The following is a 13,560-nucleotide window of genomic DNA, read 5'->3' as shown; positions in this document are numbered from 1 at the left end:
GTAGGCGTAAAAATTAAAAATCAAACGTGGCGCGGGTGCGGATACCCCATTGCGATACATTGGGATGATCTAAATAATTAAGCCGTTTGACTAAGTCAATCCTGAAGAACTTCAGCACGTTGGCTACGCCTACACTGGCTTCGATGTAAGGGGTTTTGGTTAATGTGTATGTATAGGGAATGCCCAGCGCATCGACCGGAAACTGGTATAGAGCAGGATTCTGACGGGGATCATTCTCACTACGCAAACCACCATAGAGCGCTTTGACAGAAACGGCTTCCCGCCATTTTAGCTTTTTGAGCAAGGGGATTTTGTTAAAGAAAAACCCGTTAAACGAATGATCAATGCTGAGGCTGGCATAATGATCACTGACAAATTCCAGGAAGTTCATGAGATTATACGAATTCAACTGATAGGCATAGGTTTGGTTGGCCCGGTGAATGGTTAATAGAGGAAACGGCGCCTGCCCAAAAATGTAGCCGCCCTGCAACGTCACGTTTGAGTACCCTAATTGAGACACTAAAAACCGCTTGCTGATAGTACCCATCAGGTTCTGGTAAGTATACCCCCCGTTGAGCAGCCCCTTGATGCCAGCGGTAAAGCGCAGCGTATAGACTGGATAACGACCCGCAATCGGTACCCGGTAAATCTTGCCCTGAAAGAACTGCTCATTGGGTGCCCAGCGGGTTTCCACTGAAAACTCGGAGGTGGTCAGCGTTGGGGTCGGTGTGTTTTCGTTGTCGCCAATCCGCTTAAACTGCAACGTCCCGGCGGGCGACTGCTGCCAGTTTTTAAAGCCCAGACTGTAGGAAAAGTGGTTTTCAAATTCATGAACGTAGTCAATTCGCCACGTATCGTTATACAACCACTTGTCGTTGACGCCCCGCTTAAAGGAAAGTAAGAAGTTGTCTTCCTGCACAAACTGAAGTTCCTGACCCGGAATCTTTGTGTCGCGCTGGAAACTGGCCCGCACGTAGTTTTGCGGAAACTGGTAGATGGATTTGTCATTAATGGAGTACGTTCCGCTCAGGAAATACTTCCACCGGTCGTCTTTAAAGCCATAAGCCGCATACGTTTCGGCGTAGTAACGCTTGCTTAGCTCCGGCGTTGTGCGTCCACCCAGCCGCAACCGAAAGCCTTCGATCGGGTTAAAGCTGTAGAACGTATTGGCCGGGCCTACCTCAAACGGACCAAACGACTTGTAGCCGGCGAACACGAACGTAAAGGCTTCCATTGTACGCCGAAACGAGGGCATTCGTTTTAAACTATCAATATTGGTATACACCTTCGATTCAGCGGCCGAGAGGGTATCGTGGCGGTTAATTTGCCAGAACTGGTCGGGCCTGTTGGCCGCATCAGCCTGCGCTATTTCCGCCTTTCCTTCATAAAAATCATTCGGCCGGGCATCGTCCGTTTTGTAGTTCCGGTACGACAGGGTTCGCTGACCGAAGAGGCCACCCCCTTTGCCTTTAGTAATGCCAAAGTCGGCCAGCAGGTCACTTTTGCTCAGGAAATACCGGCCATCGGTGTTCTGCTCAAATTGCAGACGAATCTGCATATCGCGCACCCAGTTCAGGTTGATTTTTGGGTTCACCGACAGGTTAATCTTCTGCACGGCATAATTACTGTCCAGCGTCACATACATCTTGCCTTCAAACAGCATGTCGGTTGTGTTGCGCGGCACGAAGTTCAGGCCAACCAGTCTGGTGTTGCCCACCGTGATGGTATCAGCCAGGAAATATTGATAAAAGGTGGGCGCACTGCCAGCAATAGGGCTTAGAAACTGGTTAGTCATCAAAAAGATCGAATTCTGATAAATATCGACTTTTGAATACATCCGGTTTAAATACAGACTCAGCCCGTTGGTGTCGAAATACTGACCAAAATCGACCCGTTTGTTTCCTTTAAGAATAATTTTTTCCTTCTGAGGACTTTTCCGGTAATAGTGTTCGGCTATCTTTTCCTCCAGATACACGGGTAAGAGTGATTTTCCGGGCAACGTCGTTGTATCCCGATTATCGAGCAGAAACCGGTATTTCTGAAAGATTTTACGCTCGGCTACTTTAGTCGATAAACTGCTCAGCGAAAACTGCAGTTTGTCATATTCCTCATAAGCCGCGTAGGCGTAGCTTCCGATCTGATTTTGATCTTTGTGGCTGATGACGTTCCGAATCAGTTCGACTGCCGGATTGTTTTTATTGCGGTAGCGCTCCCGTTTGCCCGAGCGAATCACCACTTCATTCAGGAGCTGTGAATCTGCTTCCAGGCTGATTCGCAGCTCCTGGGTAGCCTCAGGCAGAATGGGTCTGATACTTGTTTTATAGCCAATAAACGAAACAGCAACTTTTTTGAAACTTCCGGTTGCCGTTAACGTATATGCCCCTCGTTCGTTCGCCGTTGTCCCAATGGTCGTGCCAACGAAAACAATGTTGGCGAATTGTAAGGGCTGTTTAGTAGCCCCGTCGATAATGGTTCCGGTAACGGTGGTGGTTTGCGCGAGGGTTAATCGACAACCTAAAAAAAACAATCCGCTAAAAAGCAGTGCTGTTCGGATAGCTGCGTGATGTAGAAACTGGTTCATGACAAACTAAAGACAAAGTCTTTTTGAAAAAAGTAATTGTAGCTCACGCCCACCAAAATAGATATGATTAATTTGGCCAGCAGGTACTGGACGCCCAGCACCTGAGTAGCCACAAAAAGCCCGCTGGCATTAAGCCCGGTGTTTCCCAGCCAGACTAAAACAAACCGCCAGAACTGTAGGCCAACGGGTTGATTGCTGGCCGTGAAGGTCCACGCTCTGGCGATAACGAAATTAACCAGCCCTCCGCAAACTGCCCCGGTCAAACTGGCCGACAAATACCAGCTATGCCACAGACTGACACCAACAATGGTTATCAGAAAGTCAACGGCTGATGCCAGTAATGAAGTAGCCTGAACTTTGACGAATGGGTGCATTGGTTTTATAGAATATCGAACGCCAGGGCGCTCTGTAACACTAAATTGGTGTAAAGGCCAGCCAGCAAATCGTCCAGCATAACGCCCCATCCCCCGCCCAGCTTTTCCAGCCTGCGAATGCCAAGCGGTTTCAGGATGTCGAACAGGCGAAACAGAAACAACCCTGCCAGCAGGCTTTTCAGATGAATCGGGACGAATAGCAAACTGAGACTCATTCCCGCTATTTCGTCAATAACCACCCGGTAGCTGTCTTTCCCCCACGGCTGCTCAACCACCGTAGCCGACCAGATGCCCACGGCTATAATCAGGCTCGTTATTAGGATAGGTGCAAAAAATGGGTAATCACCGGTCTGAGACGCCCCAGACTGCCCTATACCAGACCAAGCCATATACCAGACACCACAGCACAAAACGGAGGCTACGGTGCCACCACCTTTACGGATGTAGCCAATACCAAGAGCCGTCGCTATTAACTTATGGACGGCTAAACCGGTGGTCGGGCGGGTAGGTGCGTGTCGACTAAAAATAGATTTTCTCCCCATTGCCTGTAATCATATTTAACCACTTGATAAACAACATTTTGATCCATCAGGCTGTTTTTGAGTGTCCTTAAGACTAATTAATTCCTGACAGTCACAATGGAAATAATTTAATCCTCTACAGTTAAATATTTAACTATTTCCATAAAGAATTAACCTATTTTGAGGTGACTGCTCATTTGGGGCATTTTAAATTAGTAATCACCTGACGCAATATTTGCATAGCCTTCGTAAACTCACAGGCGGGTATGTCTGCATTAGCGGCCGCATACATCTCTTTCACCCAGGGAAGAATCAACGCCTGAAGTTGCCAGCCGTGATCGGTTAAAAAGATGAGTTTATTGCGTCGGTCACTACTGTCTTCCTGCCGGTATACCAATTCACGCCGGGTTAAATTGTCAATCAGGCAGGTCAGGCTTGCTTTATCTTTTAGCGTTGCATTGGCAATTTCCTGTTGATTAGCCCCGTCATTTTCCCACAGATATTTCATAATCTGCAGCATTTCGAAAGTCAAATCGATTTTATGTTCTTTCAGCTTTTGTTGAACAAACTGCCGAAAGGCGACATTGACCTGACTGGCTATATGGGCAAATTCTTTTTGTACTTCAATTGATTCAGCAGTCCTCATAGACTTATCGTCGTTCATGGCTGTTACGTAAAGAAGAAACGCAAAGCTGATAGAATTAGTTAAATAATTAACTAAAATTGACACCTTTTTTTCTGTTTTCTGTTAAGAAGCCAGGGCACCCGGTAAAGCGGGTTAATCAACACACACTGGGGTCTTACCTCATCTGCGTAATTTTTTAAGTTCAACTGCCAACAAATAGTCATCATGCTCGACATCTGTACCATCGGCCACATATCATTAGACAAGGTTGTGACGCCACAATCCGTAAAATACATGCCCGGTGGCACCTCCTTTTATTTCTCCAAAGCGCTGGTACATTCAGCGGTATCGTATGGATTAATAACGGCACTGGCCCCCCAGGAACACCAAATTGTTGATGATTTGCGGGCGGAAGGAATCACGATCTACACGCTGCCAAGCCGCCATACCGTTTATTTTGAAAACATCTATGCGGCTGACCAGGACCACCGGGACCAGAATGTTCTGGCAAAAGCAGCCCCGTTCAGTACGGCTCAACTGCCTGATATAACGGCTAAACTATTCCATTTAGGGCCATTGCTGGCCGATGATATACCCACGGCGCTCCTTGCGGATTTGGCTGAGAAAGGCTTGGTTTCCGTCGATATTCAGGGCTATCTGAGGCATGTTATCAACCGGAAAGTAGTGTATCGGGACTGGGCCGAAAAAAAAGCTGTGCTGCCTAAAATAGGCATTCTTAAGGCAAATAAAGTTGAAATGGAAGTGCTTACGGGCCAGCAGAATGCACACGAGGGTGCCCGCTATCTGGCTGACCTGGGCGTACCGGAGGTGATCATAACTCTGGGCAGCGAAGGATCACTGATTTTCACGCAGGGCACCTTTTATCAGATTCCGGCCTTCACCCCAAAAGCCGTTGTTGACGCTACCGGTTGTGGAGATACCTACATGGCAGGCTACCTGTCAAAACGCGTGAAAGGCGCTGGCGTGGAGGAGGCCGGCGAATTTGGAGCCGCCATGGCCACCTTGAAAATTGCTTCATTCGGTCCGTTTTCCGGCCTCCCCGATTTGGTTACCGAACTGCTTAAACCAAGTCGTGTAAGAGTCTGACTCTGGTTTGCTTCGGCCTGAACAACAAACAGTGGTCACGGCCAGATACCGCCTGATGTTATCGAACACACTTGATTCAGACAAAATACCATCGAACGTGCCGGTACCCCTGCTAAGGACACTTTTTTGATCGTATTCACAATACGTCTATTATCCTGAACGAAGTTGATTGTTTTCCGGAACAAAGGTCGGGAGGGTGGCGTCACCCGGAGTTACATAGATCAACGCTTCTGCTACATAAAACACGGCTGACCAATTCAGTTGGCCTGAAGCCGATCGACGTCTTCCCGCATCGTGAACCATCACCGGCATAGGGGGTGTTCAAACGGGGTAGCATAGTTGGGCAGGTCAGGCAGCAAAGCTGGATCGGCCGGGTGTATTAACCCCATTAACGCTGGCAGACCGGTTAGTCGGGTCGTTTCACTTAATAGATATTCGTATGCAAGTTGGTATTGATAGTTTTGCGGCCGTATCCCCTGACAACGGCGCCGACCTTTCTCTGGGGGGCACAAAAGCGATGCAGCAGTTGCTCGACCGAATCGAGCAGGCCGACCGGGTTGGTTTAGCCGTTTTTGGCATTGGCGAACACCACCGTCGGGAGTTTCTCGACTCCGCCCCTGCTGTCATTCTGGCGGCAGCCGCAGCCCGTACCAGCCAGATTCGGCTAACCAGCGCCGTAACCGTGCTGAGTGCTGCCGATCCGGTGCGCGTGTTTCAGAACTTCGCCACCCTCGACCTGATTTCCTCGGGGCGGGCCGAAATGGTCGTTGGGCGCGGCTCGTTTACTGAGTCATTTCCCCTTTTTGGTTTGAAACTCGCTGACTACGACGCGATTTTCTCTGAGAAACTCGATCTTCTACTGACCATTCGGGAGAACGAGTATGTTCATTGGTCGGGTAATTTCCGGCCCGCACTAACTGGTCAGGGCATCTACCCCAGACCAATGCAGGAATCGCTGCCCATCTGGTTAGGCGTAGGCGGCACACCCCAATCGTTTGTTCGGGCCGGTGCGCTGGGTCTGCCGCTGATGGTTGCGATTATTGGAGGAGAAACTCACCGTTTCCGTCCGCTTGTCGATTTGTACCGGGAAGCTGGCCGCCGGGCGGGGCACGCACCAGAGCAATTGCGGGTGGGTCTGCACTCGCTGGGCTACGTGGCCAACACCACTCAGGAAGCCATCGCTGATTACTACCCCGGCTACGCCGAAACCTTTACCCGAATCGGTCGGGAGCGGGGATGGCCGCCAGTTACGCGGGAGCACTTCAATGCACTGCTTGGCCCCAGGGGCGCTCTGCTGGTGGGTAATCCCGATGAAGTAGCCCAAAAAATCGCCCGTCACAGCGAAGCACTCGGCGGCATTGACCGGGTCACGTTCCAGATGGATAATGCCGCCCTGCCGCACGAGAAACTAATGCAGTCCATTGAATTGATCGGTACGCGGGTGGCCCCACTACTTCACAACCAGCCTGCTCTGCTCGAAATGGCAACCCCTAAAAACCTTAAACCATAGGCTTAAGCATCCTTACCAGCGCATTGGCGAAGTAGGCACGTGTCATTTGGGGGTATGGGCAGCCCTGAACCGGGATGCTGGCGAAGATACCTCAGTTAATGGGAGTAAGTAGCGGCAGGTAGCGTTCCCGGATGATATTGACGTGATGCGTAGTATGGCCAACCAGCACAAAGCCAAGCGCCAGCACCGAGATAGTCTGATTAAAGCAGATACCACTTCGCAGCAGCATCTCGTCGTCAAAACTACGAAACAGATGCAGACTCGATTGCCGAACATCGGCGTATTCATCGTATAAATCAGCAATGCTCCGGCGTGATGCGGTGGCAAACTGACCAAACAACTCTTCGTCGTAGCCCGGCAGCGAACTCTGATCATTGCGGGCGAAACGCAGTGCCCGGTAGCTCATAATCCGCTCGTTATCAATAACATGCTGCACAATATCCTTCACCGTCCATTTAGTGGGTGCATACCGGAGATCGCCAAGTGCTTCCACTGTCTGGAGAGGAATTAGTTTGTCAAAGGAAGCATTTTGTGTCAGCGCATCAATGAGCAACAGGTTGTTTTCGGCCAGATTGATATATCGGTCGAAAAACTTCGGCATTACCGGAATTTCGGATTTAGTCATAAGAAGGTGGTGGATGGGAACGCCAGCCCAAAGCGTTCCCATCGGTTATTTTTTCTGTACCCCAATTAGTTCATTCACCAACCGGTCGGCTTTGTAAATATACCGCATGGCGGCAATGATTCCGCCGGTATGCACGGAGATTGTCCGGTTGGCATCGGGCACGAAAATGAACTCACCCGGCAAACTTTCCATGTTTCCATCAAAGGCCAGCCCGACAGCTTCGCGGTTTTTGTTAATCATCGGGCTGCCGGAGTTTCCGCCAATGATGTCGTTGGTTGAGATGAAGCACATGGGTTCTTTCAGCAGGGCGGCTGGCGGATTTTTCCAGCGGGCGGGCAGGTTCCAGGGAGCTTTGTCGGCAAAGGAATAGTTGCGGTCGTATAAGCCAGCAAACGTAGTCAATATAGGAGCTTTCGTACCGTTGTAGTCGTATGATTTCACGACGCCATCATTGATTCGCAGCGAAAACGTAGCATCCGGCGGCACGGCATTTCCATACACGTCGTACAGCATCCGGCCTAACTGACCGCGCAACACCTCCTGCCGCTGACTCAGTTGCCGGGCCTGCCGGGCGGCTGCTACATAACGCGGAAAACCAATCCGGGCCAAAACCAGCATTGGATCAGTGGACGAACTGGCCGCATTCGGGCGCGTAGCCAGTTCGCTCACGAAGGCTGGGTCGGTGAGTTTGGTGTTTTTAATGAGGTAGGCAGCGGCTTCTTTAGGGGTCCTGACTTTACCATCGGGGCCGGTTAATGCCGCCTGCACATAAGGGTCATTATTGCCTAATCCGGCCTGAGCTTCGGTGAGGTGAGCCGCCAGGTACGCTTCATCGAGGGCGAGGTTTTTCACATTCGGCACCACCATGAGCGAACGGGCCCGTTCAGCATCCTGCGGGCGGGAAGCCAGCAACTCGCTAAACTGCGTAACCACATTGGCGAAGGTCATCAACTCGCCCATCGTGCGTTCGCTGGGTCCCAGATAATTAGCATCATTGAACAGGGTTCGTAGCTGGGTTGTATTAGCAGCAATATCGTCCCAGGTTTTAAGTTGGTCGGCAGCGAGGTTTTTGGCTTTGGCGGCTGCTTTAAACTGATTCTCAAAAACGGCTTTCCGGGCCAGTAAACTGGCATCGCGTAGTCCGTTGAGCTGGCCCCCGTAGGCTTTCAGGCTATTTTCGTAGCTAAAAATCTCGTTCAGAATGCTGTCGTTTTTCGCCGTTGCATTGTAAGCCTGCAACGCGCTGGAACGATTCCGCAGGAGTTGAATCGTGGCAGGTGTTTGAAAATCGCGATCAAATTCGAGTTCGGCTACGGTTTTAAGCCGTTCGGTATGTCCGGGGTTGCCAATCACGAAAATCGGTTCGCCCTCACGAATACCGTTGGGATTAAACTTAAAAAAATGACTGGTTTTCAAGGGCTTGCCGTTATCGTATACCCGAAAAAACGAGCAATCGAGGGCATAGCGTGGATACGTGAAATTGTCATAATCACCCCCGAAAAAACCAAGCTGCAGTTCGGGCATAAACACTAACCGAACATCGGTGTAGCGTTTGAAGCCGTAAATCGAATACCGACCCCCATTATAAAACACGATGGTCTGTAGTTCAAGCCCTTTCCAGCCTTCTTTTTGCCCATATTCCTGCTTAATGGTCGAAAACGCCTGTTCGCGGGCCTGCAATTGAGCCTGTTCCGAACCACCACTCGTCATGGCATCCTGAACCCGTTTGGTGATATCCTCAACCTTTACCAACTGATCGACAAATAGTCCGCTTACTTTCCGTTCTTCGGCGGCTGTTTTGGCAAAGAAACCAGTAGCGTTCAGGTCTTCACCTTTGCGGGCAACACCCGTCCCTGATTCGCGGGCGCAGTGGTGATTCGTCATAACCAGCCCATTAGCCGACACGAACGAAGCCGAGCAATAATCGGCAAACCGCAGGGAGGCTAAGCGGGCTTCTTCAAACCATTTCTCGTCGGGTGTGAAGTTGTAGGTCTTCTGGAAATAGGCTGATGGCGGATTATCAAACGTCCACATCTTGCCCAAATCGAGCGGCCCGCCCTGGGTAGTGTCGGTAGTGGTCGGCATTGGCTGAGCCAACACGAGGCTCGTAAAAGCAATAATGAGCATCGCCGACAGCGCGGCCGGGCGGAGAAGGATTCGTATCATCAGGGAAAACGAAATTGATAGAAAAACAAAAATAACTAAACCCACCGCTAAAGCAGTGGGCTGAAAGAATTACCCGATTGCGTTCTGCTCGGCAATTTCCTGCCCGACTTTATCGTCTTTCCGAACAAACGGGCGGATGATGATGCGGGTGCCGCGCTGGTAGGTGAATAGTCGATACATCCAGTTGCTGAACACTATCAACTTACTACGGAAGCCCACTAAATACCAGATATGGACGAACAGCCACGCCATCCAGGCAATGAACCCGCTCAGGTGAACATTACCCGGCAAATCGGCAACGGCCCGGCTCCGGCCAACAATGGCCAATGACCCCTTATCGAAGTAACTAAAAGGCTTGGTTGGCTCGCTTTTCAGTATATGGCGGAGGTTTTTGGCCAGATGAACGCCCTGCTGAATGGCGGGCTGCGCTACACCGGGATGCCCTTTTGGATAGTCCTCCAGTTTCATCAGGGCAATATCGCCGATGGCAAATACATCGCTCAGGCCCTGTACGCGATTGATGGGGTCGACTAAAACACGTCCTTTTTCGATGGCTTCTGCCGGAATTCCTTCGATGAGCGCACCCGTTACGCCCGCACCCCACACCAGCGTTTGGGTTCTAATCTGCTCGCCCCCCTTGAACGTTACGGTCTGCCCGTCATACGACTCAACAAAGGTGTTTAGTTTAATAATCACGCCGAGGTCTTCGAGGTACTGCTGCGCTTTCTGACCGGCTTCGTCCGACATCGGGGGCAACACTTTGCCCAATCCTTCAACAATATAGATGCACATCTCGCTGAAATCCAGGCCCGGATAATCGGCCGGAAGTACGTGTTTCCGCATTTCGGCGAGCGACCCGGCCATTTCTACGCCCGTCGGGCCAGCTCCGGCAATCACAAACGTGAGCAGGCTTCGGCGCTCGCTGGGGTCGGTCGTAACGCTGGCCTGTTCAAAACACTGCAAAAACTGACTTCTGACGTTCAGGGCTTCGGGAATGGTTTTGAGTGGAAATGCATATTTCTGTATCTGCTCATTACCGAAGAAGTTCGATTTTGTGCCACTGGCAATCACTAAATAATCGTAGTGCAAGTTCCCAATCAGGGTTGTGATGGTTTTGGTTGCCGGGTCAATTTTACTAACCCGTACCATGCGGTAATGAAAATCCTCGTAGCCATCGAACATTTTGCGAAAGGGTTCGGCGATGGCGTCAGCCTCCAGGCCAGCCGTGGCCACCTGATACAGCAGCGGCCAGAATCCATTGTAGTTTTGCTTGTCGAACAGCACAATCTGTACATCCGTATCGCGCAGGGATTTGGCTAAGTTCATCCCCCCGAATCCCCCGCCGATAATGACGACGCGGGGTTTGGTTGTTTCGGGTATATTGAGCGAAAGTTTATCGAATTGAAGCATAATTTTTGAGGATTGAAACACCCATTATTTCCGTTACTATAGACCTTGTAATCAGATGTTTTGTTTGGATTATAACACCAAAAGTGAACAATTGATAACCGGCTTCGTCGTTTTGTTTTATGATTTCTTCGCTGGAAAAAAAAGCGATTGGGCTGGCAACTGGTGGCCTTGTTCCAATCCTACCGCTTCATTTGTGCTCCTCTTATCCAGAATCAGTTCACTTTATGCACTTTCGTTTACAAATCCTCTTCGCTTTTGCCCTGTCTATCCATAGCTTATGGGCGCAAAGTTCGCCTGGCCGATTTACTGTGAGCGGCTACGTTCGGGAAACAGGCAGCCTGGAGGCTCTAATTGGCGTGAATGTTTACCTGCCCGGCACAACGACCGGCACCACCACCAACACCTATGGCTTTTATTCGCTGACGCTGCCCGCTCAGGATAGTGTCCGGCTGGCTTATTCGTTTGTGGGATACACCACCATTTCCCGCACCCTTGCCCTTCGGAATAATCGGACGCAGAACGTGCTGCTCACACCCGGTCAGGCGCTGGCGGAGGTAGACGTGAAGGCGGGCGCAACGGGTGAGAAGGTAAGCGAAAGCGCCCAAATGAGTGTAATCGACATTCCTGTGTCGCAGATAAAAAAGATACCCGCGTTTCTGGGTGAAAAAGACGTGCTGAAAGTGCTGCAACTGATGCCGGGCGTTCAAAAAGGCTCGGAGGGACAAACGGGTATTTACGTGCGCGGGGGTGGTCCCGATCAGAACCTCATCATCTTAGATGATGCCGTCGTCTATAATGCGAATCACCTGTTTGGCTTCTTTTCGGTGTTTAACGGCGATGCCATCAAAAGCGTCGAGTTGATAAAAGGTGGGTTTCCGGCGCGCTACGGCGGGCGGCTTTCGTCGGTTATCGACCTGAACATGAAGGATGGCAATAAAGAAAAACTGCATGGCGAGGGCGGCATTGGCCTGATTGCCTCCCGGCTGATGCTCGAAGGGCCGTTGACAAAAAACAAAAAAGCCGGGCCGCGTTCGGCGTCGTTTCTAATTTCGGGTCGGCGGACGTATTTGGACGTGCTGGCCGCTCCCCTGATTCGGGCGGAGTCGGGCGGGACGACCAATGCAGGTTATTATTTCTACGACCTCAATGCCAAAGCCAACTACGACTTCGGGCCGAAGAACAAGCTGTATCTCAGCGGCTACTTCGGCCGCGACCGCTTCTATGCTGATGAGCGGGTTAACCGGACCGAAACCGCGCTGAGCTGGGGTAATGCAACGGGCACCCTCCGCTGGAATCACCTCTTCAACCAAAAGGTATTCGCCAACCTATCCCTGATTTTCAGCGATTATAAATTCCAGATTTCGGCGGTGGAGAAGAGTTTGCAGGACACCGAAACGTATTCACTTCGGTACAATTCCGGCATTCGGGATTTCTCGCTGAAATACGATTTCGATTATTACCCAACACCTACCCATTCGGTGCGGGCCGGGATTCAGAGTACCTATCACCGCTTTACGCCCAGCGCGGTTGTGCTGCAAAATGCGACGATCAATCAGGCTATCGACAACATCAATAACATTGACGTAGTTGAGTCGGGCATTTATGCCGAAGATACCTGGCGACCATCGAGCCGCTGGCGCGTGAATGGCGGGCTTCGGCTTAGTTATTTCCAGCAGAAAGACGTGGGTTACGTTCGGCCCGAACCCCGCATTTCGGCGGCTTATACGCTCAAACCCAATTTATCCGTGAAAGCTTCCTACGCGCTCATGAACCAGTATGTGCATCTGCTATCGAACACCGGCATTGGCCTGCCCACCGATTTGTGGGTACCCACCACCGACCGGGTGAAACCCCAGCAATCGCAGCAGGTGGCAGTTGGTATGGCGAAAGACTTCATTGACAAAGGGTTAACCCTGACGGTAGAAGGGTATTACAAGACCATGGACAACATCATCAACTATAAAGAAGGCGCCAGTTTTCTGCTTATCAATGACCCGACGGCGGCCAACAGCGTGCGCTGGGAAGACAACGTAACAACCGGGCGGGGCTGGTCGTATGGCGCGGAAGTGCTGCTGCAAAAGAAAGTTGGCCGACTTTCGGGGTGGTTAGGCTACACCCTCTCCTCGACACAGTGGCAATTTGCCGAACTTAACGGCGGCCAACCCTACTACCCGCGCTATGACCGGCGGCACGACTTCTCGTTGGTTGGCATCTATGAACTCAGCAAACGGATTACCCTCTCGGCAACCTGGGTGTATGGCACCGGCAACGCACTGACGGTGCCCGTTGGGCGGTATGATACCTACCGGTTAGGGGGTACAACGTTCAGCAACACGGGCCAGATTAGTCAACTATTCCAGCAAAACCGAACCGTCGACGATTATGGAACCCAAAAAAACAGCTTTCGGGCCGAAGCCTACCACCGCTTTGATGCCAGCATTCAGTTTCATAAACAGAAAAAACACCACGAACGCACCTGGGAAATTAGTTTTTATAATCTATACAATCGCCGAAATCCATTTTTCTATAGGCTCGAGTCGGTAACCGCTACGAGAACTGAACCCAGTCGGACGGCTTTGTTTCGGTACTCTGTTTTCCCGATTGTTCCGGCGGTAAGCTATAATTTCAAATTCTGACCGGC

10 protein-coding genes are annotated in these 13,560 nt (G+C 50.9%); 3 read left to right on the top strand and 7 right to left on the bottom strand.

The window, feature by feature from the left end; all coding sequences use genetic code 11:
• Positions 1–13: 13 nt before the first annotated feature.
• From ACYVI1_RS12065 to ACYVI1_RS12050, 4 genes are all read right to left on the bottom strand, one after another.
• Positions 14–2,581, bottom strand: a complete 2,568-nt coding sequence (locus tag ACYVI1_RS12065) for a DUF5686 and carboxypeptidase-like regulatory domain-containing protein (RefSeq protein ID WP_460910309.1) — start codon at positions 2,579–2,581, stop codon at positions 14–16.
• On the bottom strand, positions 2,578–2,955 hold the full coding sequence (locus tag ACYVI1_RS12060; RefSeq protein ID WP_460910307.1) for a GtrA family protein: 378 nt from the start codon (positions 2,953–2,955) through the stop codon (positions 2,578–2,580). The genes ACYVI1_RS12065 and ACYVI1_RS12060 overlap by 4 nt, the downstream gene beginning before the upstream one ends.
• A gap of 5 nt (positions 2,956–2,960) precedes the next feature.
• The gene (locus tag ACYVI1_RS12055; protein ID WP_460910305.1) at positions 2,961–3,497 is read right to left on the bottom strand and encodes a phosphatidylglycerophosphatase A family protein; all 537 of its coding nucleotides are present in this window, start codon (positions 3,495–3,497) and stop codon (positions 2,961–2,963) included.
• 172 nt (positions 3,498–3,669) lie between these two features.
• On the bottom strand, positions 3,670–4,140 hold the full coding sequence (locus tag ACYVI1_RS12050) for a MarR family winged helix-turn-helix transcriptional regulator (RefSeq protein WP_460910303.1): 471 nt from the start codon (positions 4,138–4,140) through the stop codon (positions 3,670–3,672).
• 186 nt (positions 4,141–4,326) lie between these two features.
• On the opposite strand from ACYVI1_RS12050, the gene ACYVI1_RS12045 reads away from it, so the two are divergent.
• Together ACYVI1_RS12045 and ACYVI1_RS12040 are read left to right on the top strand one after the other, a co-directional pair.
• Positions 4,327–5,208 carry a PfkB family carbohydrate kinase gene (locus ACYVI1_RS12045; protein ID WP_460910301.1) on the top strand — a complete coding sequence of 294 codons (882 nt, stop codon included), beginning with the start codon at positions 4,327–4,329 and terminating at the stop codon, positions 5,206–5,208.
• Positions 5,209–5,647: 439 nt separating this feature from the next.
• Positions 5,648–6,718 carry an LLM class flavin-dependent oxidoreductase gene (locus ACYVI1_RS12040; RefSeq protein WP_460910300.1) on the top strand — a complete coding sequence of 357 codons (1,071 nt, stop codon included), beginning with the start codon at positions 5,648–5,650 and terminating at the stop codon, positions 6,716–6,718.
• A 91-nt stretch (positions 6,719–6,809) separates the two neighbouring features.
• Here ACYVI1_RS12040 and ACYVI1_RS12035 read toward each other — a convergent pair whose 3' ends face one another.
• The 3 genes from ACYVI1_RS12035 to ACYVI1_RS12025 all read right to left on the bottom strand — a co-directional run bounded on the left by ACYVI1_RS12035 (position 6,810) and on the right by ACYVI1_RS12025 (position 10,919).
• Positions 6,810–7,343, bottom strand: coding sequence for a DinB family protein (locus ACYVI1_RS12035; RefSeq protein ID WP_460910298.1), 534 nt, complete (start codon positions 7,341–7,343; stop codon positions 6,810–6,812).
• 45 nt (positions 7,344–7,388) lie between these two features.
• A complete protein-coding gene (locus ACYVI1_RS12030; RefSeq protein WP_460910296.1) occupies positions 7,389–9,509 on the bottom strand; it encodes a S46 family peptidase in 2,121 nt (706 codons plus the stop codon).
• Between the two features lie 69 nt (positions 9,510–9,578).
• Complete coding sequence (locus tag ACYVI1_RS12025) at positions 9,579–10,919, bottom strand: NAD(P)/FAD-dependent oxidoreductase (RefSeq protein WP_460910294.1); 1,341 nt, start codon at positions 10,917–10,919, stop codon at positions 9,579–9,581.
• Between the two features lie 224 nt (positions 10,920–11,143).
• Here ACYVI1_RS12025 and ACYVI1_RS12020 point away from each other — a divergent pair, with 224 nt between their 5' ends.
• The gene (locus tag ACYVI1_RS12020) at positions 11,144–13,555 is read left to right on the top strand and encodes a TonB-dependent receptor (RefSeq protein ID WP_460910292.1); all 2,412 of its coding nucleotides are present in this window, start codon (positions 11,144–11,146) and stop codon (positions 13,553–13,555) included.
• The last annotated feature ends 5 nt before the right edge of the window (positions 13,556–13,560 follow it).

The organism is Spirosoma areae (assembly GCF_054781775.1).
Note: the sequence above shows the minus strand (reverse complement) of the source record. Positions and strands in the feature narration are given on the sequence as shown.